The organism is Pseudomonas lijiangensis, from assembly GCF_018968705.1.
Lineage (GTDB): Bacteria > Pseudomonadota > Gammaproteobacteria > Pseudomonadales > Pseudomonadaceae > Aquipseudomonas > Aquipseudomonas lijiangensis.
In genome coordinates this window covers 5,444,036-5,465,706 of the sequence record NZ_CP076668.1, presented here as the reverse complement: position 1 = coordinate 5,465,706, position 21,671 = coordinate 5,444,036, and the positions used below count along the sequence as shown (strand labels likewise).

Sequence of the window (21,671 nt, the reverse complement as noted above, 5' to 3'; positions counted from 1 at the left end):
CAAAAAGTGATTAAATGCAGAGGACTTCGACCAGTCGAGCTATTTCAATCTGCGGAAAACCTTGAGAGGCCATCAGGATTACCTGAGTGCAGCGACGATCGTACACTGGCTGATGATGGCAGATCTTGTGTGGCGGCTTGGTTAGGTGCTTTCTTTGGGGCTCAGAACAGTATTTGACTGCTCATCCTCTCGTCCCTAAGGGCGTGATCAGCGGCAAAGCATGGATATTAATTTGGAGAGCTTATTTTCAAGACCGCACGTTAGGCACTTACATCCAGCCTGCGCACCTTGATGACCTGACCTACAGTGACTTTACGACGTGGCTTGGCCGCTGCAATGATGCGAGTGTTGCCATCGGCGTCGGATGCCACGACATTCACTCCTTTGACCTGCACGACGGTGTGGCCAGCAGCCAGGGCGCGGTAATACGCAGCAGAAGTGGCGCTTGCAGCTATTTCGGGAATATGTCCCTCAAGGTTTTCAATCGCTTCCTCAGACAGCTTTTTACGTGCGGCTTTTGCCATGATTGCCTCCACTAGTCACTACGCCGTAGTAAACAAGGTTTCGCTCATTTTAGCTACGAATTAACCGTTCCCGAAAAGATAGTGAGCGGTGGTCGAGGACCTAGGGTGTGCATTCTAATTTTTCTCCGTACTTTTGAGTCATGCCCCGACAAGGGCGGTTCCTTGAACTTTCGAGAGTGAGGTGCACCATGGCCAAGGCTACCCTGAAGAAAAAAGTTGAAGACGATCAGGCAACCACGTTTTCCGAAGTGAAACTGTATGCCCGCAAAATCTGGCTGGCAGGTCTGGGCGCTTATGCCAAGGCCAATCAGGAGGGCACCGAGTACGTCAGAGAGCTGATCAAGACTGGCGAAAAAGTGCAGAAAGACGCCAAGAAGGCTGTCGACGAAAAGCTCGAAGCGGCCAACAGCGAAATCGATTCGATCAAAGGTGAGGTTTCAAGCGTCAAGGGCCGTGTCGAAGCTCAGCTCGACAAGATCGAAAGCGCCTTTGATCGCCGTGTCGCCAAGGGCTTGAACCGGATTGGCATTCCATCTAAACATGATGTTGAGACACTCTCTGCTAAGCTCGATGAGCTGACGGCATTGCTTGAACGTGTCGGGCCTAAAAAGCTCGAGCGTAATGAGCCCAAAAAGCTCGAACGTATCGAGCCTGAACATTAAGGAGAGCAGGATGGCTGGCAAGAAAAAAGTTGAAAAAGAAGGCAGCTCCTGGATTGGCGAGGTTGAAAAATACTCTCGCCAGATCTGGCTGGCTGGTTTGGGCGCTTACTCCAAGATCAGCAATGACGGCAGTAAGTTATTTGAAACACTGGTAAAGGACGGCGAAAAGGCCGAGAAGCAGACCAAGGCAGAGGCCGAGAAGCAACTCGACAATGCCAAGGATACTGCCAAGGCTGCCAAGTCCCGTGTGGGTGACGTCAAGGATCTCGCGCTGGGCAAATGGAATGAACTCGAAGGCGCGTTCGACAAGCGTCTGAACAGTGCCATTTCGCGCCTCGGTGTGCCGAGCCGTAATGAAGTGCAGGCGTTGCATGGCAAGGTCGATGAACTGACCCGCCAGATCGAGCTGCTGACAGGCGCCAAGGCCAAGCCGGTTGCGTCCCGTTCGACAGCACCAGCCAAAAGCACGGCGAAACCGCTGGCCAAGGCTGCTGCCAAGACTGTGGCGAAAACCGCAGACAAGGTTGCGACCAAAACCGCAGCGGCCAAACCGGCAGTCAAGAAAGCTGCCGCCAAGCCGGTCGATGCTGTGAGCAAGGCTGCGTCTTCGACAGCAGACAAGGCCAAATCGGCAGCCAAACCCGCTCCGAAAAAACCTGCTGCCAGGAAGCCGGCTGCAAAACCGGCTGCCAAACCAGCAGCGTCGGCCTCGGCGACACCTGCTGCTTCTCCGGCTGCTGCGCCGTCGACACCCCCTGCGTCGACGCCAACCACCGGTCAGGCCTGATAACAGGTTGCTGCATCCAGCCCGACCTGTTCGACAGGTCGGGTTACCTGCTCAAATACTGCATGGCCAGCTCTTCGGCCGCCTGCCTCGATGTCGGCACCAGATGCGGTGTCACGAGCATCATGATCTGATAGACCACCACCCGTACTTCCCCTTCGCGTCCCAGAATGCGCTGATAGTCCAGCGAGAACAGCAGGTTCATGGTGATCTGCTCCACCAGTTGGCCCAGTGCCTGGGTTTCGCTGATCAATTGCCCTTGAGCCTTGAGTCTGGCCAGTAGCGAAGCCAGGGTGCGTTTGAGGGAGTTGAGCAGGTTGCGAATGCCGCGTGCCAGCTTGGGCAGGCGACTGGCCAGGTTGGACAAGTCCTGAAACAGAAAACGGTAGTGCGCCAGGCGCTCGACGATCAGGTGCAGGAACAGCCAGTAATCTTCTGCATTGAGTCGCGCATCGGCAGGCGGGTCGAGCAACGGGGCCAGTTCGGCCTGGAAGCGCTCGAACAGTCCCATCACCAATGGCTCCTTGCCATGGAAGTGGTAATAGAGATTGCCGGGGCTGATACCCAGTTCGTTGGCGATTTCCAGCGTGGAGACATTGGGTTCGCCCTGCTGATTGAACAGTGTCAGGGCGCATTCAAGTATGCGGTCGCGGGTTTTCATCCAGTCTTCTTGGTTGGGGTTCGGGAGCGCAAACCGGTTGTAGGAGCGAATTTATTCGCGACAGGCCCATGCATCCGAAGAAAACCTGTCGCCTTCAATGACGTCTCGCGAATGAGTTCACTCCTGCTTATACCTTCAACGCACATGCACATAGGTTCCAGGCGCAGCCTCCATCGCAGGGTAATTGGCGTTGCCCAGTTCGATCCGGGTTTCGTGCTGGGTGCCGGAGCGTTCCTGAATCCATTTCAGCCAGGTTGGCCACCAACTGCCCTCGTTGTGTTTGGCATCGTAGTACCAGGCCCGCGGGTCGCTGCTCAGTTTGTCGTTCTCGACAAAGTTGGCTTTGCGGTTGCCCGGCGGGTTGAGGATGCTTTGCACATGGCCGCTGTTGGCCAGCAGGAAACGTCGCTCACCGCCCAGCAGCAGCGTTGAGCGATAGACTGAATCCCAGGGCGTGATGTGGTCGTTGATGCCGGCAATGCTGAAGCTGTCCACTGTCACTTTCTGCAGGTCGATGGGCGTGCCGCAGACTTCCAGGCCGCCCGGATGGCTGAGCGGATTGTGTTTGAAGAAGTCCAGCAGGTCGCCATGCAGCGCTGCCGTCAAGCGCGTGGTGTCGTTGTTCCAGTACAGGATGTCGAACGCGGGCGGAGTCTTGCCCAGCAGATAGTTGTTGATCCAGTAACTCCAGATCAGGTCGTTGGGGCGCATCCAGGCAAAGATCCGGCCCATGTCGCTGCCCTCCAGCACGCCGCGCTGATACGAGCGACGCTTGGCGGCTTCCAGGGCTTCTTCGTCGATGAACAGCGTGGCCGGGCTTTCGATCTGGCTGTCCAGCAGGCTGACCATGTAAGTCGCGCTGGCGACCCGGCGGATCTGCCGCTTGGCCTGTAAATGGCCTTGCAGGGCAGCAATGGTCAGGCCTCCGGCACAGGCGCCCAGCAGATTGACTTCCCGTGCGCCGGTAATCGCCCGGCAGATGTTCATGGCCTCTTCGGTCGCTTCGACGTAACTGGAAAGCCCCCATTCACGATGCCGCACATCGGGATTGCGCCAACTGATGGCGAAGGTCTGCAGGCCATTCTTCAGGGCGTACTGCACAAAGCTGTTGGTGGGGCTCAGGTCGAAAATGTAGAACTTGTTGATCTGTGGCGGGACGATCAGCAAGGGCCGCGAGTACTGTTTTTCGCTCATCGGCTTGTACTGGATCAGCTCGAACATTTCGTTGCGAAACACCACGGAGCCCGGAGTAGTGGCGAGCGTACGGCCAATCTCGAAGGCATCCTTGGTGGTCTGGCGAGGCAGGCCATTGTTGTGCAGCAGGTCGTCGGCCATGTGGCCCAGGCCCTTGAGTACGCTGCTGCCGCCTGAGTTGAAAAGCTCCTTGATGGCCAGCGGGTTGAGCAGGGTATTGGACGGCGACAGCGCATCGTTGATCAGTGAGAAGAGAAAGTGCGCCCGCGCCCGGTCATCCTTGGACAGGTCGCTTTCATCGATCCAGAGTCGGGTCTGATGCTGCCAGCTCAGGTAAGCCTGCAAGCCACGACGGTACAGCGGGTTCAGGCTCCAGGTCGGGTCTGCGAATCGGCTGTCACGCGGGTTGGGGGTATGGGGCATATCTCCCAGAAGCATCACTTTGCCCAACTGGCTGCCCAGTGCCAGGGCATGTCGGGCGCTGCGCAGCGGATGTTTCCAGCCTTGGGAGGCGACGCTGCGCAGGGTATGAAACAGGTCTCGGCCGCGCAGGCCGGTGATAGCGCTTTGTGCATTTATGTAAGTCGCCGGAGTCGTGGCGGCGACCTTCGTTGATTTTTCTCGCATGAGGGCAACACTCCTTCGTCAAGCCATCAACCAGTGGTCTGACGCAGCGCCAGTTATGGCAGCCTGCGTCGTTCTGCTCCGTGTGACACTCCTGTCTTGGCGCAGTCGGTAAAGCGGATTGTCTCGAAGCTTTCCTGCTTCGTTGAGTACGACGGGTTGGATCAGTGCCCTCGGGGTGGTGTGGGCTGTGGATGCATGACAGCGCGTTGGCGTTCCTGCTGCAGGAAACTCATGATGATGGGAGCCACGGCTTCGGCTCGTGTGATCAGAAACAAATGACCGTCATCGATTATGTGTAGCTGGGCATTGGGTATACGCCAGGCCAGCAGGCGCATATTTACCAGTGGGATCAATGGATCGTCGTCGCCGGCCAGGACCAGCGTCGGCTGATGGATCTTGTGCAGCCAGTGGACGCTGGTCCAGCCCATGCCGGCGAACAGTTGCCAGTAGTAACCCAGCTTGCCGGACGAACGCACCTTGGCCGCATGATTGGCTGCCAGATACGGATCGCGTCGGAAGGCACCGCCATAGATTTCCGGCGCAATGCGGATGACATGGGACGGCTGGATATAACGCCGTGGGCTGGCCATCAACCACAGCACACGAGGTTTGCCCGGCACCATGATCATGCCGGCCGCCGTCGCCGCCAGCACCAGTTTGCGGCAGCGCTCGGGATAGTCGTGAGCGAACTGCTGAGCCAGTGCTCCGCCCCATGACACACCAATCGCATTGACCTGGCCGTAATCCAGATAATCGAGCATGCGCGCCGCCAGCTTCGCCAGCCCCGGAAAACGATAAGGGCGGCTGGGCGTCGAAGAGCCACCGACTCCCGGTACATCGAAAGCGATGACCTCCAGATCCGGGTCCAGCGCGTCGACAAACGGAAACACCAACTCGAGGTTGGCGCCGATGCCATTGAAGATCAGCAAGGGCGTCAGATGGCTCTTGCCGGGTCGCACTGCGGTGCGGATGGTATGACCGTCCAGATCGATGGAACGGAAAACAAACGGTTGAGGCATACGCTAAGCCCTGTTGGTTAAACCGCTGGGAAAGCCGTCCTGCGCTTTTACCAGATCGACCGAGGTGCGACGGTCATGTTTGCGCCTGCCTGTTGCCGGTACTTCCGTCCTGGACCCGGCAGCAAGCATTCGCTCGTCTCTATCAGCTTAGCGTTCGTGAACGTATGTACCCGGCGAGGCTTCACTTGGCGGGAATGCCTTGTTACCCAGTGCCGCAGGCGCTTTCTTGAGCTTGCCTGAACGTTCTGTCTTCCAGGCCTGCCAGTGCAGCCACCACGAATCGGTGTGCTTGGTCCCGTTTTCCTGCCAGACCGAAGGCTCGGGCGGCAGTTCCGGGTTGGTCATGTAGCGAGCCTTGGGGTTGCCCGGCGGGTTGAGAATGCTCTGGATATGGCCGCTGCTGGACAGCACGAACTCGGTCTTGCCACCAAACAGGCGGGCTGACTTGTAGCAGGAAGCCCAGGGCGTGATGTGGTCGTTGGTGCCCGCCAGACAGAACACGTCGCTGGTGACCTGCTTCAGATCGATCGGCGTGCCGCAGACTTCAAGGGCATTGGGGCGGGTCAGCGGGTTGTTCTTGAACATCTCGATCAGGTCGCCATGAAAGGCGGCCGGCAGGCGAGTGGTGTCATTGTTCCAGAACAGAATGTCGAACACGGGCGGTTCGTTACCCAACAGGTAATTGTTGACCCAGTAGTTCCAGATCAGGTCGTTGGGGCGCATCCAGGCGAATACCTTGGCCATGTCGCGACCTTCCAGTACGCCGGCCTGATAGGAGTGGCGCTTGGCTGTTTCCAGGGTCTGCTCATCGACGAACAGGGCGACTTCGGTATCCAGCGTGGTGTCCAGCACGCTGACCAGCAGCGTCAGGGCGTTGACCTTCTGTTCGCCCAGCGCGGCGTAATGCCCCAGCAATGCAGTGCAGGTGATGCCGCCGGAACAGGCGCCGAGCATGTTGATGTCTTTGCTGCCGGTGATGGCAGTCACCACATCGACTGCTTCCTTGAGTGCTTCGATGTAGGTGGAAAGGCCCCACTCACGCTGTGCCTTGGTCGGGTTGCGCCAACTGATGATGAAGGTCTGCACGTTGCTGCGCAGGCAGAAGCGCGCCAGGCTCTTTTCCGGGCTCAGGTCGAAGACATAGAACTTGTTGATCTGCGGCGGCACGACCAGCAATGGCCGCTCATGAACCTGCTCGGTGATGGGCTTGTACTGGATCAGCTCCAGCACTTCGTTGCGAAACACCACCGAGCCTTCGGTAGTGCCCAGGTTCTTGCCGACTTCAAAGGCGTCCATGTTGACCTGGCTCGGCATGCCGCCGTTGTGCACCAGATCCTTGGCCAGATGCGCAAGACCATCGAAAATGCTTTTGCCGCCTGTCTCGAAAAACCGCTTTACCGCCGCCGGGTTGGCGGCCGTATTGGTCGGAGACATGGCTTCGGTCATCAGATTGATCACAAAATGACCACGGCTGATGTCTTGAGGTGTCAGGTTGCTGCCGTCGATCCAGTCATGCAGTTCCTTGCGCCAGGCCAGGTAACCCTGCAGATAACGGCGATACAGCGGATTCTGGCTCCAGGCCGGATCCGAAAAGCGTCTGTCGTCGGCGGCAGGTTGCAGGGCCGACTTGCCGAACATCACGTTCTTGATTTCAACACCCAGGTGGGCGACATGCTTGAGACTGTGGAACGGTTGCTTGATTGCCTGGCGCAGAACCATGCGAGCGGTGGTCAGTAAATCCTTGCGGCGCAAGCCAACCACCGGGTTCAGACCCAAGGTGTGTTCAGAGGCATGCTGCTGCAGGTCATCGTTGTTCTTGCTACTCATCTACGACGCTCCATTGTCCTGAGACGAGTACTGACTTTCCCTGTGAACCAGTGACACAGGCGAGTCGCCAGTACTACTGCTCGTGTGACCGATGATGGCTTGGCTGCCAATTCCCGGGTTTTGTTATGCAAGCTACCGCGAAGGCGCCTGAACAGCTGCGCTTCGTGTGACCACTGCTTTGCATACTGCTTATTCGCGCATCGGAGGGATGCAGGGAATTTACCAAAGTCATTGGTTACGCGAGATTTCAAAAAATCGCAAGCAGCGTCAGTCATTGACCGCTGCGCGGGATATTGAAACAAAATAGATTAGAAAGCGCTTCCTAATACGTCAAACGGCAGGCTAGAGCTTTCCGGGAAAGATGGGTGTGGACTGGAGCAGCGGGAAAAACAGACGAGCGCATGTCGTCGCTTTTCTGATGACTAGAGCATAAGCCTGATGACCTGCTCGGAAGGGTCGCGGGACTTGCCGGCTTTTTTCAACTCCAGCAGATAATCCTCCCACAGGGATTCCTGGCGTCTGGACAACTCGTAAAGGTATTCCCAAGTGAACAGACCGCTATCGTGGCCATCATCGAAGGTCAGTTTCAGTGCGTACTGGCCAGCGGGTTCGATCTTGCTCAGGCCTACACCCAGCTTGCCGAATTGCAGAATCGGCTTGCCATGGCCCTGAACCTCGGCAGAAGGCGAATGCACCCGCAGAAACTCCGCAGGCAAATGATAGACCTCATCCGTCCCGTACTTCAGCGTCAGGGTTTTGGAGGCTTTATGCAGTTCGATGGCTGTGGGGATAGGGGGCATCAAAAGAGCCTCAAGTTTTAAGCGGCAAGCCTCAAGTGAAGGAAGCTGCAAGCTACAAGCACGATCCGCGTGCAGCTTGCAGCTCCCAACTTGCAGCTATTACAAAATATACCGCGACAGGTCTTCGTCGTTGGCCAGTTCGCCCAGGTGGCTGTTGACGTAGTCGGCATCAATCAGGATAGGCGAAGCATCAGGGCTGCCAGCCAGATCACCGGCGCTGAACGACACTTCTTCAAGCAGGCGCTCAAGCAGGGTGTGCAGGCGGCGGGCGCCGATGTTTTCGGTTTTCTCGTTGACCTGCCAGGCAATCTCGGCCAGACGCTTGATACCGTCAGGCTGGAATTCGATGCCCAGGCCTTCGGTCTTGAGCAGTTCGCGATATTGCTCGGTCAGCGAGGCATGCGGCTCGCTGAGGATGCGCTCGAAGTCCTGAGGTGTCAGGGCCTTGAGTTCGACGCGGATCGGCAGACGGCCTTGCAGCTCGGGTACCAGGTCGCTTGGCTTGCTCAGGTGGAACGCACCCGAAGCGATGAACAGGATATGGTCGGTCTTGACCATGCCCAGCTTGGTGTTCACGGTGCAGCCTTCGATCAGCGGCAGCAGGTCGCGCTGTACGCCTTCACGGGAGACATCGACACCGCCGGAGTTACCGCGCTTGGCGACCTTGTCGATTTCGTCGATGAACACGATACCGTGCTGCTCGACGGCTTCCAGCGCCTTGACCTTCAACTCTTCGTCATTGACCAGACGGCTGGCCTCTTCGTCGCGCACCAGCTTGAGTGCTTCCTTGACCTTGAGCTTGCGGCTCTTCTTCTTGCCCTTGCCCATGTTGGCAAACAGGCTTTGCAACTGGTTGGTCATCTCTTCCATGCCCGGCGGTGCGGAAATATCCACACCTATGGTTTCGCTGATCTCGATCTCGATTTCCTTATCGTCCAGCTGACCTTCGCGCAGGCGCTTGCGGAACAGCTGACGGGTATTGGAATCGCTGGTCGAAACCGGTTCTTCGCTGAAACCGCTGCGGGCTGGCGGCAGCAGCGCATCGAGGATGCGGTCTTCGGCAGCATCTTCTGCACGATGACGAACCTTGACGATCTCCTGCTCGCGCAGCAGCTTCATGGCAGCGTCGGCCAGATCACGAATGATCGATTCCACGTCACGGCCCACATAGCCCACTTCGGTGAACTTGGTGGCTTCAACCTTCAGGAAAGGCGCGTTGGCCAGCTTGGCCAGGCGACGGGCGATTTCGGTCTTGCCGACACCGGTCGGGCCGATCATCAGAATGTTCTTTGGCGTTACTTCGACGCGCAGCTCTTCAGGCAACTGCATCCGGCGCCAGCGATTGCGCAGGGCAATGGCAACGGCGCGCTTGGCATCGTCCTGGCCGATGATATGGCGGTTGAGTTCGTGGACGATTTCGCGGGGAGTCATGGACATGGTAATTGATGGTCCTCAGGCAGAAGAAGTCGGCTAGGCAGCGGCTTATTCAGCGAGGTCCTGCTCCTCAATGGTGATGTTGTGGTTGGTGAACACGCAAATATCGCCAGCGATGTGCAATGCAGTCTCGGTGATTTCGCGGGCCGACAGATCGGTCTTGAGCAGTAATGCGCGGGCAGCCGCCTGGGCGAATGCGCCACCCGAACCCATGGCGATCAGGCCGTCTTCAGGCTCCACGACATCGCCGTTACCGGTGATGATCAGCGAAGCGTCCTTGTTGGCGACGGCCAGCATGGCTTCCAGGCGGCTGAGGGAGCGATCGGTACGCCAGTCCTTGGCCAGTTCGACAGCGGCGCGTACCAGATGGCCCTGATGCTTTTCCAGCTGACCTTCGAAACGCTCGAACAGCGTGAAGGCGTCAGCCGTGGCTCCGGCGAAACCGGCGATCACTTCACCGTGATACAGGCGGCGTACTTTCTTCGCGTTGCCTTTCATGACGGTGTTGCCCAGGGAAACCTGGCCGTCGCCAGCCATGACGACTTTGCCGTGGCGGCGCACTGAAACGATGGTGGTCAAGGGGAGAGTCTCCACGCAGCGGGGCGAAAATGCCCTGATGCAGACTCATATGGGGGTGGGGCTGGGTATTTCAACCGCAAATTCATTTGCGATGCCGATCAGTCAAGGCACAACAAAACCCGTGGGAGGCAGCTTGCTGGCGAAAAAAGCCTGAAACCGGCAGATACTCTGCGGCTGTACGCTGAAGTCGCCAGCAAGCTGCCTCCCACAAAGTGATTGAGGCCAGAAGCCGTTCGCTACTGCTTGCTACGCTGCTGCAACAACAGGTTACTAAATCCACCGCTCGCCAACTGTTTCTGGGCGGTGGTCAGTTGCTCGCGGTTGCTGAACGGGCCGACCAGCACCCGGTACCAGGTTTCTTCCTTGACCGTGCCGGACTCCACTGTCGAAGTCTGACCGAGCAGGATGATCTGCGCGCGAACCTTGTCGGCATCTTCTTTCTTGCGGAACGAGCCCGCCTGCAGGAAGAACTGCGTCACGGGTGCCGGTTTCGCGGTCGACACAGGCGGCGCCGGTGGTGGTGTCAGGCCGCTGAGGGCCGCCTGTGCGCGGGCAGTGTCGATCTTGGCAGCCTGTTCCGGCGATACCGGTGCAATCGGGGTCACGGGCGGCGGCGTCTTTTCCGGCACCGCTTCGTTCGGCACGATCACTTCCGATTCCGGCAGCAGCGTGTAGAAGTCGTACTTGGGCTTGACCGGCGCTGTCGGGCTCGGTGGCGTCTTGTTCGCTTCTGCGATTTTTGCTGCCTTGGCCTCGGCCTTGGCGCGTTTGACGTCTTCACCGCCGGGTTCGAGCTTCATCAGAAAGACGATGAACGCGCCCACGGTCAAGCCAATCGCCAGCCATAACCATCCTGGAATCGGCTTCTTCGCGGGTGCCTGATAACGGCTGGCGCCCCGCTTGGGTGCCGGTTTCTTCTTCGCAACTGCCAACTTACATACGCTCCAGAGTTTCCAGACCCAATAGATCCAGGCCTTGCTTGAGAGTGCGACCGGTCAGCGCTGCCAGACGCAGGCGGCTCTGTTGCTGATCGGGATTTTCCGCACCAAGGATCGGGCAGTTTTCATAGAAGCTGGAAAACAGACCCGCAAGGTCATACAGGTAAGCACAAAGAACGTGAGGCGTGCCTTTTTCTGCAACATTGTTCAGGGTTTCGGCGAACTGAGCCAGGCGTGCAGCCAGCTCCTGCTCCTGAGGCGCCTGCAGAACGATCTGGCCCTGGCTGGCATCGAACGGCGTGCCCAGCTTGCGGAACACACCGGATACGCGGGTGTAGGCATAGAGCAGGTACGGCGCGGTGTTGCCCTCGAAACTCAGCATCTGATCGAAGTTGAAGCTGTAATCGCTGGTGCGATGCTTGGACAGGTCGGCGTATTTCACGGCGCTGATGCCCACGGCCTTGGCGATGGTACGCAGCTCGCTTTCGGCGACCTCCGGGTTTTTCTCTTTGACCAGCGTGTAGGCGCGCTCTTCGGCTTCGTCGAGCAGGTCGATCAGTTTGACGGTGCCGCCATCGCGGGTCTTGAACGGGCGGCCATCGGCGCCGTTCATGGTGCCGAAGCCCATGTGCTCCAGTTGCATGCCGTCATGAACGAAACCGGCGCGACGGGCAACTTCAAACACCTGCTGGAAGTGCAGGGCCTGACGCTGGTCCACGAAATACAGCACGCGGTCGGCTTTGAGGGTCTTGCTGCGATAGCGGATGGCAGCCAGGTCGGTGGTGGCGTACAGGTAGCCGCCACCGGCCTTTTGCACGATGACCGGCAACGGTGTGTCTTCGGCGGTGCGGAATTCTTCGAGGAAGACGCACTGGGCGCCGTTGCTTTCCACCAGCAGGCCCGAAGCTTTCAGGTCACTGACGACATTGGCCAGATCGTCGTTGTAGGCGCTTTCGCCCTTGACGTCGGCGGGTGTCAGTTTGACGTTGAGGCGTTCGTAGGTCTTCTGGCAGTGGGACAGCGAGATTTCATTGAAGCGCGTCCACAGGGCCAGGCATTCGGCGTCGCCCGCCTGCAACTTGACCACCAGACCGCGAGCGCGCTCGGCGAACTCTTCGGATTCGTCGAAGCGTTGCTTGGCGGCACGGTAGAAGTTTTCCAGGTCCGACAGCTCGTCGCTGGTGGCCGGTTTTTCCTGGAGGTAGGCCAGCAGCATGCCGAACTGGGTGCCCCAGTCGCCCACGTGGTTCTGGCGAATCACGGTATCGCCCAGGAACTCCAGGACATTGGCCACGCCGTCGCCGATGATGGTCGAGCGCAAGTGGCCAACGTGCATTTCCTTGGCCAGGTTCGGCGCCGACAGGTCGACGACCACGCGCTGGGCTGCGCCAGCCTTGCGGACCGACAACTGCGGGTCGGCCAGTGCGGCATCCAGGCGCGCAGCCAGTGCCTGAGTGTTCTGGAAGAAGTTCAGAAAGCCCGGGCCTGCGATTTCGACCTTGCTGACCTGCTCGTCGGCAGGCAGTGCAGCGATCAGCTTTTCAGCCAGATCACGGGGTTTCATGCCAGCCGGTTTGGCGAGCATCATCGCGATATTGCTGGCGAAGTCGCCGTGGGTCTTGTCGCGGGCGTTTTCCACCTGAATCGCCGGCGTCAGCCCTTCTGGCAAGACGCCCTCGGTGACGAGACGGGTCAGGGCTTGTTGAATCAGCTGGCGAATGGTGTCTTTCATGATGCTCTCTTCAACCGCAAGCGCGGTGGCGCCGGGATGCGCGGGTGGAAAAACTGGGCATTATCCGTGGCTGGAGCCACCTTGCCAACCTTTACCCTGATGACCTTGCGGGAGCGAATCGGGCGGTGCTCCGCTCATTCGCTAAAAGGGCCACTCAATAAAGATCGACCGGGTCCACATCCAGCGACCAGCGCACCTGCCTGCCGCTGGGCATTTGTTCCAGCATCAACAGCCAGGTGCTGAGCATGCGATGCAGCGGCGCCCGGGCGTTGGCCTGGACCAGCAGTTGCGACCGGTAGCGTCCGGCGCGTCGCTCCATGGGAGCAGGGACCGGCCCCAGTAGTTCAACGCCGCTCAGATTCATTTGGGCCAGCAACTGCTCGGCTTCGGCGCAAGCCTGATCGAGGAATTCCTCTGCCTGTCCCGGCTTGTGGGCTTCGGCGCGCAGCAGGGCCAGATGCGAGAAGGGCGGCAGACCGGCAGCACGTCGCTCGCTCAGGGCCTGTTCGGCAAAGGCGAAGTAGCCTTGCTCGGTCAACTGGATCAGCAGCGGATGATCGGCCAGATGCGTCTGGATAATCACTTTGCCCGGCTCTTCGGCGCGGCCAGCACGCCCGGCTACCTGCACGATCAACTGCGCCATGCGCTCGCTGGCGCGGAAGTCGCCGGAAAACAGCCCGCCATCGGCGTCCAGAATCGAAACCAGTGTCACCCTGGGGAAGTGATGACCTTTGGCGAGCATTTGCGTGCCTACCAGAATGCAGGGCTGCCCGCGCTGAATGGTAGCGAATAACTGATTCATCGCATCCTTGCGCGACGTGCTGTCGCGGTCGACGCGCAATACCGGGTAATCCGGGAACAGAATCGCCAGCCGCTCCTCGGCCCGTTCGGTGCCTGCGCCCACGGGCCGCAGATCCACCTTGCCGCACGAAGGGCACTGACGTGGTACACGCTCCACATGGCCGCAATGATGGCAGCGCAGCTCGCCGGAGCGCTGATGGACGGTCATGCGCGCATCGCAGCGCTGGCAGCCCGACAGCCAGCCGCAATCGTGGCACAGCAAGGTTGGCGCAAAGCCACGACGGTTGAGGAAAACCAGCACTTGCTGGCCTGCCGCAAGGGTCTGGCCGATGGCTTGCTGCATCGGCCCGGAAATGCCGCTGTCCAGCGGTCGGCTTTTCACGTCCAGACGCAGAAAGCGCGGCTGCTGTGCGCCGCCAGCCCGCTGATTCAGGCGCAGCAGGCCATAACGGCCGGTGTAGGCGTTGTGCAGGCTTTCCAGTGAAGGCGTGGCCGAGCCCAGCACAATCGGGATGTTTTCCTGCCGCGCCCGGACCAGCGCCAGATCCCGGGCGTGATAGCGCAGGCCTTCCTGCTGTTTATAGGAGCCGTCATGTTCTTCGTCGATGATGATCAGCCCCGGATTTTTCATCGGGGTGAACAGCGCCGAACGGGTGCCGATGATGATGTCGGCCTCGCCATCCCGGGCCGCCAGCCAGGCGTCCAGTCGTTCGCGATCATTGACGGCCGAGTGCAGCAGGGCGATCCGGGCATTGAAGCGTTGCTCGAAGCGCGCCAGGGTCTGTGGCCCGAGATTGATTTCCGGGATCAGCACCAGCGCCTGCTTGCCGGCCTCCAGGGTTTCGCGGATCAACTGCAGATAGACTTCGGTCTTGCCGCTGCCGGTAACGCCCGCCAGCAGGAAGGCATGAAAACTGCCGAAACCGGCACGAATCGCTTCGCTGGCAGCACGTTGCTCGCTGTTGAGCGGCAGTTCCGGCTGCGCCAGCCAGCGTTCATGGCGCGCAGCAGGGGCATGGCTGCGCACTTCGACTTCTACCAGCCCCTTAGCCAGCAGCAGATTGAGGCTTTCCTTGTTAAGCATCAGTTTGCTGAGCAACTGATGCGCCACGCCATGGGGGTGCTGGGCCAGTGTAGTCAGGGCTTCGCGCTGCTTGGGCGCGCGTGCGATGCGCGGGTCATCGACACTTGCGCCGGAAGCAACGTGCCAGAAGCGTTCCTGGCGTGTCTCGGCCAGTTCGCCCTGGCGCAGCAGTACCGGCAGGGCCCAGCTCAGTGTGTCGCCCAGGCTGTGTTGATAATACTGGGCCGTCCACAGGCACAGCTTGAACAGCGACGCAGGCATGGGCGTCTGGCTGTCGAGCAGTGCGATGGCTGGCTTGAGCTTTTCGTCGGGGACTTCGCTGTGATCGACCACTTCCACCAGAATGCCGATCATTTCCCGCCGTCCGAACGGCACCCGCAAACGCATGCCGGGCTGCAAGGCGCTGCGCGAGACTCCGGCGGGTGCGCGGTAGTCGAACAGGCGGCGAAGCGGCGAGGGCAGGGCCAGGCGCAGGATGGCGTTTGGCAAGCGATGCTTCCTGTGATGGTGGGCGAAAGATGGGCGATCTTAGCAGACGACCGGTTTAAAGGTTCGCTTGCGTCGGACGGATTGTCTGGTAATATCCGCCGCCTGATTGCGTGCGGTATTCAACAATAGTGTTGGGTGGCGGCTCGCTAGACCGAGGAAGTATCCATGAAAGCTGATATCCATCCAGTTTACGAAGCCATTGACGCTACTTGCAGCTGCGGCAATGTCATCAAAACCCGTTCGACTCTCGCCCAGCCTCTGAGCCTGGACGTTTGCAACGAGTGCCACCCGTTCTACACCGGTAAGCAGAAGACTCTGGACGTTGGCGGCCGCGTCGACAAGTTCAAGTCGCGTTTCGGTACGTTCGGCGCAACCAAAGCCAAGTAATGTTGGCCGCTCTGGGCTGGCTTTTGCGCTACTCCAGGCAGCTTGAAAAGGCACCCCTCGTGGGTGCCTTTTTTATGGCCGCGATCTGGTCATCCGGCGCTCAGGCTTTCTGCCCGGCACCTCAAGGGCTCCCGGTCGCCCAGGTGCAGCGGGTGGTAGATGGCGACACCTTGCGCCTTGCCGACGGACGCAATGTGCGGATGATCGGCCTCAATACCCCCGAAACCGGCAAGAACGGCCGGTCCGCCGAGCCTTTTGCCGTGGCCGCCCAGCGGCGCCTGCAAGCGCTGGTGGATGAAAGCGGTGGTCAGGTCAGTCTGCGGGTCGGTGAGCAGGCACAGGACCATTACGGTCGTACGCTGGCCAATGTCTATGGCCGCAACGGCGCCAATCTGGAAGCGCAGATGCTGGGCGAAGGCCTGGGTTATCTGGTGGCGGTTGCGCCCAACGTGGCGCTGGTCGATTGCCAGAAGAGCGCCGAGTTGAAGGCGCGTCAGGCTGGATTGGGTGTCTGGCGCAATGCGCAGGTCCAGCCAGCAGGGCAGATCGATAAGGGCGGCTTTGCCCTGGTTTCCGGGCAGGTTCGGGATGTGCAGCGCAATCGTGGCGGTATCTGGATCGAGCTGTCCGAGTCGATGGTATTGCGCATCGCTCCCGAGCAGATTCCTCTGTTTGATGCCAGCCTGCTTGATCGCCTCAAAGGCAGGCAGATCGAGGCGCGCGGCTGGGTAGTGGACCGTTCCCGGCGCGGTGGTCTAGAGTCAGGACAGGCGCGCTGGATGATGCCGATTACCCATCCGGTCATGCTGAGCCTGTCGAGTCGCTAGCATTCATTGCCGAATCCGGCTTTTTACTGATGAATGGTCCGCAGTATTCTATTCAAGGCCTCTAAGCGTAAAGTCTATACCTGCGCCTATTGACAGCAGTGACTGGTCAGTCTTGTTAGGACTATGCATCTTGCGTATCCTCGGCGGTCCGTCTGTCCCACAGTAAAAAAAGCGGAATCCCTAAATGTCAGATTTGAAAACTGCCGCGCTCGAATACCATGCCAATCCACGTCCTGGTAAATTGAGCGTCGAACTCACCAAGCCGACCGCAACTGCTCGTGACCTGTCCCTGGCTTACAGCCCTGGCGTTGCTGAACCTGTGCGTGAAATTGCCCGTGATCCTGAACTTGCCTACAAGTACACCGGCAAAGGCAACCTGGTAGCAGTTATTTCCGATGGCACCGCTATCCTGGGCCTCGGCGATCTGGGCCCATTGGCTTCCAAGCCGGTCATGGAAGGTAAAGGGGTTCTGTTCAAGCGTTTCGCCGGTATCGACGTTTTCGATATCGAAGTCGACTCCGAAAGCCCGCAAGCTTTCATCGACACCGTAAAGCGCATCTCCATCACTTTCGGTGGCATCAACCTGGAAGACATCAAGGCACCTGAGTGCTTTGAAATCGAAAAGGCCCTGATCGAACAGTGCGACATCCCGGTTTTCCATGATGACCAGCACGGCACCGCTATCGTGACCGCAGCCGGCATGATCAACGCCCTGGAAATCGTGGGCAAAAGCCTGGACACCGCCAAGATCGTCTGCCTGGGCGCTGGCGCTGCTGCCATCTCCTGCATGAAGCTGCTGGTGAGCATGGGCGCGAAGATCGAGAACATCTTCATGGTTGACCGTACTGGCGTGGTTCACTCCGGCCGTACCGACCTGAACCAGTACAAGGCTGTATTCGCCCACGCGACCGAAAAACGCACCCTGAGCGAAGCTCTGGATGGCGCTGACGTGTTCGTCGGCCTGTCCGGTCCTAACCTGCTGAGCGCTGAAAACCTGAAGCTGATGGCCAAGGACCCGATCGTGTTCGCTTGCTCGAACCCTGATCCGGAAATCTCCCCTGAGCTGGCTCACGCTACCCGTGACGACGTGATCATGGCGACCGGTCGTTCCGACTACCCGAACCAGGTCAACAACGTTCTGGGCTTCCCGTTCATCTTCCGTGGTGCTCTGGACGTTCGCGCCAAGCGCATCAACGAAGAGATGAAAATCGCTGCTGCCAACGCCCTGCGCGAACTGGCCAAGCTGCCTGTACCTCAGGAAGTCAGCGACGCCTACGGCGGCATCAAACTGGAATTCGGTCGTGAGTACATCATCCCGAAACCAATGGACGCTCGCCTGCTGGGCCTGATCTCCGATGCAGTAGCCAAGGCTGCCATCGAGAGCGGCGTTGCTACCCAGCCGTACCCGAAACACTACCCGCTGACCAGCGTGGATGATGTGTTCAAGGGTTGATTGCAGCTCCATAAAAAAACCGGCCTTTTGGCCGGTTTTTTTATGGGGAGCTGTAAGTTACAAGCTTCAAGCGGCAAGCAAGAGCACCGCACACCTCAATACCGGGCTGATTTCAAAAAAACAGGCGGCTGTACCACAATCCGTGGGAGGGGCCTTGGCCGCGACAGCTTCAGTTCAGGCTCTGAAAATGTGTTGCCTGTAAGCAGGTCGTCGCGGCCAAGGCCCCTCCCACAAGTGATAGTGCAGCTTAAAGCTTGCAGCTTGCCGCTGAGGGGGGCCTACCCCCTCTCCCACAACGCATAGTGAACCTGCCCGGCCTTTTTCTCGCGGTGCAGTCTCCAGTTACCCGGCAGGCCGGTGGTGGAGGGTGCGTTTTCGCTTTCGGTGTAGATCCAGGCGTTTTCTGCCAGCCAGCCACGGGATTCAAGCAGGGCGCAGGCCGAGGCCAGCAGGCCCTGGTGGAAAGGCGGGTCGAGGAAGACGACGTCGAACGGCGTTGCCACAGCCGTTTCCAGATACCGCAGGGCGTCGGTCTGGGCGATCTGGCCTGTCGTGCAGTTCAGCAGGTTCAGGTTCTGGCGCAGGCTGGCGATGGCGGCAGCGTTGCTGTCCAGCGCCAGGCCCATGCTGGCGCCACGCGACAGGGCTTCGAAGTACAAAGCGCCGCTGCCGGTGAAGACATCCAGCACCTTGGCACCCGCAATATAGGGCGACAGCCAGTTGAACAGTGTTTCGCGCACGCGATCGGGTGTCGGGCGCAAGCCGGGTGCGTCGGGGAAGGTCAGGCGGCGGCTGCCCCATTCTCCTCCGATGATGCGAAGTTGACCCAGGCCGTTATGGGTCTTCGGACGTGGATTGGCCATTAGTGCTCCGGAACCCCTGTAGGTCGTTGAACGGGTTTGTCGGTAGGCGGCGGCAGCGGCTTTTGCGGCACTGTCGGGCCAACCGTGACGATCACCATCTTGTCGGCGCTCAGGTGTTTGTTCATGGCGGTCTTGACCTGCTCGACCGTCACGCTCTGGGCCTGAGTCATGTAGTCCTCGAGAAAGGTCAGCGGCAGATCATAGAAACCGATGGAGCCCAACTGGCCGACAATCGCGGCGTTGTTGGCAGCGGTCAGCGGGAAGCTGCCGGTCAGCTCGCGTTTGACGTCGTCGAGTTCTTTCTGGGTCGGACCGTTGGCGAGGAAGTCACGCACGATGTCCTGGACCAGTTTCAGGGTGTTCTCGCTCATGTCTGCGCGGGTTTGCAGGCCGATCGTGAAAGGCCCCAGCGCCTGCATCGGGGAGAACCCGGACGACACGCCGTAGGTCAGGCCACGCTTTTCGCGGACTTCAGTCATCAAGCGACTGCCGAAACCGCCACCGCCCAGGATCGAGTTGCCGATGCTCAGTGCCGCATAGTCAGGGTCGTTACGATCGATACCGATCTGCGCCAGCATCAGGTGAGTCTGGTTGGACGGGAACTCGATATGCGTGCTGCCGGGTTTGGGTTCGACAGCCTTGGCGATCTTCGGCAGTGCCGGGCCTTTTGGTAGCGACGCCGAGACCTGCGCGGCGATGGCTTGCGCTTCGTCCCGTGACAGGTCGCCGACCAGTGCGATGACCGCATTGCCAGCCGCATAGCTCTTGGCGTGAAAGGCCTTGAGCTGGGCGAGGGTGATGGCGTTGATGCTTTTGGCATCGCCGTCGCTTGGGTGGGCGTAAGGGTGATCGCCGTACAGCTTCTTGAACAGTTCCTGACCGGCAATGGCGCCCGGGTTCTGCTTCTTCTGTTCGAAGCTGGAGAGCAACTGGTTCTTGATGCGAGCCAGCGAATCGGCAGGGAAGGTGGGTTTGCCCACGACTTCGCCGAACAGCTTCAAGGCCGGTTCGCGTTTGTCGGTGGCGCTGAGGCTGCGCAGCGAAGCCACGGCCATGTCGCGGTAGGAGCCGTTGCCAAAATCGGCGCCCAGGCCTTCGAAGCCCTGGGCGATGGCGCTGACGTCCTTGCCCTTGACGCCTTCATTGAGCATGGCGTTGGTCAGCAGCGCGATACCGGGCGAGGCTTTGTCCTGGCTGCTGCCAGCGGCGAAGATCAGGCGCAGGTCGAACATCGGCAGTTCGCGGGACTCGACGAACAGCACCTTGGCGCCTTCGGCGGTGTTCCAGGTCTGGATGTTCAGCGTGCGACGGGCCGGGGCTTTGCCGTCCAGCTCCTTGAGGGTCTGCAGCTGGCTGCCCAGTTGTGCAGGGGCTGGTGTGGTATCGCTGCCTGCTGCGTTGTCTGCCAGAACCGGCTGGGCAACGAATGCGCCGAGCGAAACGCTCAGGGCCAGGCCCAGCAGGACGTGGCGGGGAGTATTGCGCTTGATCATTTGGCTTTCTCCTCAGGCAGAGCGTGTGCAACGCTGAGGCGTTCACGGGTGAAATAGGTGTTGGCGGCTTTCTGAATGTCTTCAGGGGTCACGCTTTGCAGGTCAGTCAGCTCTTCGTCGATCAGCTTCCAGGAAAGGCCGACGGTTTCCAGCTGGCCGATGGTGGTGGCCTGGCTGGTGATCGAGTCGCGCTCGTAGACTACGCCGGCAATCACCTGGGCCCGCACGCGCTCCAGCTCTTCGGCCGACGGTGCCTTGGTTTTCAGGTCATTGAGCAGGCGCCAGATGCCGGCCTCGACATCGGCCAGGGTCTTTTTCTTCTGCACGTTGGGGGTTGCGCTGATCATGAACAGGCTGTCGCCGCGCACGAAGGCGTTGTACATGGACGAGGCGTTGGATACCAGCTCTTCGCCACGCTCCAGACGGGTCGGGATGCGGGCGCTGTAGCCGCCGTCGAGCAGGGCCGAGATCAGGCGCAGGGCATTGATCGAGCGCTGGTCTTCAGCGGTGCTCAGGCTCGGCACGTTGAAACCGAAAATCAGGCTCGGCTGCTGAGTCTTGACGTGCATGCTGATGCGGCGCTCGCCTGGCTCTGCCAGTTCCAGCGGTTTTTTCGCTGGCGGCACATCGCGGCGCGGGATCGAGCCGAAAAAGCGCTCGGCCAGGGCTTTGACTTCGTCAGGCTTTACATCGCCAACCACCACCAGCGTGGCGTTGTTCGGGGTGTACCAGGATTGGTACCAGTGACGCAGGTCCTCGATCTGCATGCGGTCCAGGTCTTTCATCCAGCCGATGGTCGGCGTGTGATAGCCGCTGGCCGGGTAGGCCATGGCCTTGAAGCGCTCGAACACCTTGCTCATGGGCTTGTCATCGGTGCGCAGGCGGCGCTCTTCCTTGATGACTTCGATTTCGCGGCTGAACTCGTCGGCGGGCAGCTTCAGGGTCGCCATGCGATCGGCTTCCAGCTCCAGGGCCACGCTCAGGCGGTCGCGGGCCAGCACCTGATAGTAGGCGGTGTAGTCGTCGCTGGTGAAGGCGTTCTCTTCGGCGCCCAGATCCCGCAGGATCAATGAGGATTCGCCGGGGCCTGTCTTGCTGCTGCCTTTGAACATCATGTGCTCAAGCGCATGGGACAGACCGGTCTGGCCCGGCGTCTCGTAGCTGGAGCCGACCTTGTACCAGATCTGGGAAACGACCACCGGTGCGCGATGGTCTTCGCGGACGATGACTTTCAGGCCATTGTCCAGGGTGAACTCATGAGTAGGCTGTGGATCGGCGGCCAATGCTGTCAGGGGCAGACAAATCGTGCTGAGCAGCAGGCCAGCGGCGCGGCGGGCTAGAGCATTCATTCGTAATTTGAACCTGTAGGACTGCCCGCTTGAACTTAGCGTCGGCGGGCGCGGGGGTGTTAGGATACTGATCCGTTTGCGACAGAAACAGCCTTCATTAGCCAAGTGCGAGTGAAACCTGTTCAAATCGCACTTAAACACCAG

General features: G+C 59.6%; 19 protein-coding genes. 5 read left to right on the top strand and 14 right to left on the bottom strand.

What is annotated here, in order from left to right:
* Positions 1–260: 260 nt before the first annotated feature.
* Complete coding sequence (locus KQP88_RS23310) at positions 261–524, bottom strand: hypothetical protein (RefSeq protein ID WP_216704294.1); 264 nt, start codon at positions 522–524, stop codon at positions 261–263.
* A 188-nt stretch (positions 525–712) separates the two neighbouring features.
* On the opposite strand from KQP88_RS23310, the gene KQP88_RS23305 reads away from it, so the two are divergent.
* On the top strand, positions 713–1,186 hold the full coding sequence (locus tag KQP88_RS23305) for a phasin family protein (protein ID WP_216704293.1): 474 nt from the start codon (positions 713–715) through the stop codon (positions 1,184–1,186).
* A 10-nt stretch (positions 1,187–1,196) separates the two neighbouring features.
* Positions 1,197–1,973: a phasin family protein gene (locus KQP88_RS23300; RefSeq protein ID WP_200993729.1), complete on the top strand. Its 777-nt coding sequence runs from the start codon at positions 1,197–1,199 to the stop codon at positions 1,971–1,973.
* A 43-nt stretch (positions 1,974–2,016) separates the two neighbouring features.
* Here the strand turns inward: KQP88_RS23300 and KQP88_RS23295 are convergent, their stop codons facing one another.
* The 10 genes from KQP88_RS23295 to KQP88_RS23250 form a co-directional block, all read right to left on the bottom strand.
* The gene (locus tag KQP88_RS23295; RefSeq protein ID WP_216704292.1) at positions 2,017–2,631 is read right to left on the bottom strand and encodes a TetR/AcrR family transcriptional regulator; all 615 of its coding nucleotides are present in this window, start codon (positions 2,629–2,631) and stop codon (positions 2,017–2,019) included.
* A 135-nt stretch (positions 2,632–2,766) separates the two neighbouring features.
* Positions 2,767–4,452, bottom strand: a complete 1,686-nt coding sequence (gene phaC, locus KQP88_RS23290) for a class II poly(R)-hydroxyalkanoic acid synthase (RefSeq protein ID WP_200993728.1) — start codon at positions 4,450–4,452, stop codon at positions 2,767–2,769.
* 161 nt (positions 4,453–4,613) lie between these two features.
* On the bottom strand, positions 4,614–5,471 hold the full coding sequence (phaZ, locus tag KQP88_RS23285; protein WP_200993727.1) for a poly(3-hydroxyalkanoate) depolymerase: 858 nt from the start codon (positions 5,469–5,471) through the stop codon (positions 4,614–4,616).
* A 147-nt stretch (positions 5,472–5,618) separates the two neighbouring features.
* Entirely contained in the window at positions 5,619–7,298 is a 1,680-nt protein-coding gene (gene phaC, locus KQP88_RS23280; protein ID WP_200993726.1) for a class II poly(R)-hydroxyalkanoic acid synthase, read from the bottom strand.
* A 422-nt stretch (positions 7,299–7,720) separates the two neighbouring features.
* On the bottom strand, positions 7,721–8,098 hold the full coding sequence (locus KQP88_RS23275; protein ID WP_200993725.1) for a gamma-butyrobetaine hydroxylase-like domain-containing protein: 378 nt from the start codon (positions 8,096–8,098) through the stop codon (positions 7,721–7,723).
* Positions 8,099–8,197: 99 nt separating this feature from the next.
* Entirely contained in the window at positions 8,198–9,535 is a 1,338-nt protein-coding gene (gene hslU / locus KQP88_RS23270; protein WP_200993724.1) for an ATP-dependent protease ATPase subunit HslU, read from the bottom strand.
* 45 nt (positions 9,536–9,580) lie between these two features.
* Positions 9,581–10,111, bottom strand: coding sequence for an ATP-dependent protease subunit HslV (hslV, locus tag KQP88_RS23265; protein WP_025262300.1), 531 nt, complete (start codon positions 10,109–10,111; stop codon positions 9,581–9,583).
* 236 nt (positions 10,112–10,347) lie between these two features.
* On the bottom strand, positions 10,348–11,043 hold the full coding sequence (locus KQP88_RS23260) for an SPOR domain-containing protein (protein ID WP_198725260.1): 696 nt from the start codon (positions 11,041–11,043) through the stop codon (positions 10,348–10,350).
* 1 nt (position 11,044) lies between these two features.
* Entirely contained in the window at positions 11,045–12,781 is a 1,737-nt protein-coding gene (gene argS, locus KQP88_RS23255) for an arginine--tRNA ligase (RefSeq protein ID WP_216704291.1), read from the bottom strand.
* Between the two features lie 154 nt (positions 12,782–12,935).
* Positions 12,936–15,155: a primosomal protein N' gene (locus tag KQP88_RS23250; protein WP_216704290.1), complete on the bottom strand. Its 2,220-nt coding sequence runs from the start codon at positions 15,153–15,155 to the stop codon at positions 12,936–12,938.
* A 165-nt stretch (positions 15,156–15,320) separates the two neighbouring features.
* On the opposite strand from KQP88_RS23250, the gene rpmE reads away from it, so the two are divergent.
* The 3 genes from rpmE (at position 15,321) to KQP88_RS23235 (ending at position 17,822) form a co-directional block, all read left to right on the top strand.
* Positions 15,321–15,542, top strand: a complete 222-nt coding sequence (gene rpmE, locus KQP88_RS23245) for a 50S ribosomal protein L31 (RefSeq protein WP_216704289.1) — start codon at positions 15,321–15,323, stop codon at positions 15,540–15,542.
* Positions 15,543–15,565: 23 nt separating this feature from the next.
* Positions 15,566–16,369 (top strand): thermonuclease family protein, encoded by an 804-nt coding sequence (locus tag KQP88_RS23240; RefSeq protein WP_216706032.1) that lies wholly within the window; start codon positions 15,566–15,568, stop codon positions 16,367–16,369.
* Positions 16,370–16,553: 184 nt separating this feature from the next.
* Complete coding sequence (locus KQP88_RS23235; RefSeq protein WP_025262294.1) at positions 16,554–17,822, top strand: malic enzyme-like NAD(P)-binding protein; 1,269 nt, start codon at positions 16,554–16,556, stop codon at positions 17,820–17,822.
* A 278-nt stretch (positions 17,823–18,100) separates the two neighbouring features.
* Here the strand turns inward: KQP88_RS23235 and rsmD are convergent, their stop codons facing one another.
* Genes rsmD through KQP88_RS23220 form a run of 3 tightly spaced genes read right to left on the bottom strand, consistent with a single transcriptional unit; the run spans position 18,101 to position 21,527 of the window.
* Complete coding sequence (gene rsmD / locus KQP88_RS23230; protein WP_216704288.1) at positions 18,101–18,685, bottom strand: 16S rRNA (guanine(966)-N(2))-methyltransferase RsmD; 585 nt, start codon at positions 18,683–18,685, stop codon at positions 18,101–18,103.
* On the bottom strand, positions 18,685–20,178 hold the full coding sequence (locus KQP88_RS23225) for a M16 family metallopeptidase (protein ID WP_216704287.1): 1,494 nt from the start codon (positions 20,176–20,178) through the stop codon (positions 18,685–18,687). Before KQP88_RS23225 ends, rsmD begins: the two co-directional genes overlap by 1 nt.
* On the bottom strand, positions 20,175–21,527 hold the full coding sequence (locus tag KQP88_RS23220; RefSeq protein ID WP_216704286.1) for a M16 family metallopeptidase: 1,353 nt from the start codon (positions 21,525–21,527) through the stop codon (positions 20,175–20,177). Before KQP88_RS23220 ends, KQP88_RS23225 begins: the two co-directional genes overlap by 4 nt.
* Positions 21,528–21,671: the final 144 nt, after the last annotated feature.

Coding starts and splice junctions, on each gene's coding strand:
- phaZ (WP_200993727.1), bottom strand. CDS start 5,471: ATGCCTCAACCGTTTGTTTTCCGTTCCATCGATCTGGACGGTCATACC.
- rsmD (WP_216704288.1), bottom strand. CDS start 18,685: ATGGCCAATCCACGTCCGAAGACCCATAACGGCCTGGGTCAACTTCGC.
- KQP88_RS23220 (WP_216704286.1), bottom strand. CDS start 21,527: ATGAATGCTCTAGCCCGCCGCGCCGCTGGCCTGCTGCTCAGCACGATT.
- KQP88_RS23275 (WP_200993725.1), bottom strand. CDS start 8,098: ATGCCCCCTATCCCCACAGCCATCGAACTGCATAAAGCCTCCAAAACC.
- KQP88_RS23300 (WP_200993729.1), top strand. CDS start 1,197: ATGGCTGGCAAGAAAAAAGTTGAAAAAGAAGGCAGCTCCTGGATTGGC.
- phaC (WP_200993726.1), bottom strand. CDS start 7,298: ATGAGTAGCAAGAACAACGATGACCTGCAGCAGCATGCCTCTGAACAC.
- KQP88_RS23305 (WP_216704293.1), top strand. CDS start 713: ATGGCCAAGGCTACCCTGAAGAAAAAAGTTGAAGACGATCAGGCAACC.
- argS (WP_216704291.1), bottom strand. CDS start 12,781: ATGAAAGACACCATTCGCCAGCTGATTCAACAAGCCCTGACCCGTCTC.
- rpmE (WP_216704289.1), top strand. CDS start 15,321: ATGAAAGCTGATATCCATCCAGTTTACGAAGCCATTGACGCTACTTGC.
- KQP88_RS23310 (WP_216704294.1), bottom strand. CDS start 524: ATGGCAAAAGCCGCACGTAAAAAGCTGTCTGAGGAAGCGATTGAAAAC.
- phaC (WP_200993728.1), bottom strand. CDS start 4,452: ATGCGAGAAAAATCAACGAAGGTCGCCGCCACGACTCCGGCGACTTAC.
- KQP88_RS23295 (WP_216704292.1), bottom strand. CDS start 2,631: ATGAAAACCCGCGACCGCATACTTGAATGCGCCCTGACACTGTTCAAT.
- hslU (WP_200993724.1), bottom strand. CDS start 9,535: ATGTCCATGACTCCCCGCGAAATCGTCCACGAACTCAACCGCCATATC.
- KQP88_RS23225 (WP_216704287.1), bottom strand. CDS start 20,178: ATGATCAAGCGCAATACTCCCCGCCACGTCCTGCTGGGCCTGGCCCTG.
- KQP88_RS23235 (WP_025262294.1), top strand. CDS start 16,554: ATGTCAGATTTGAAAACTGCCGCGCTCGAATACCATGCCAATCCACGT.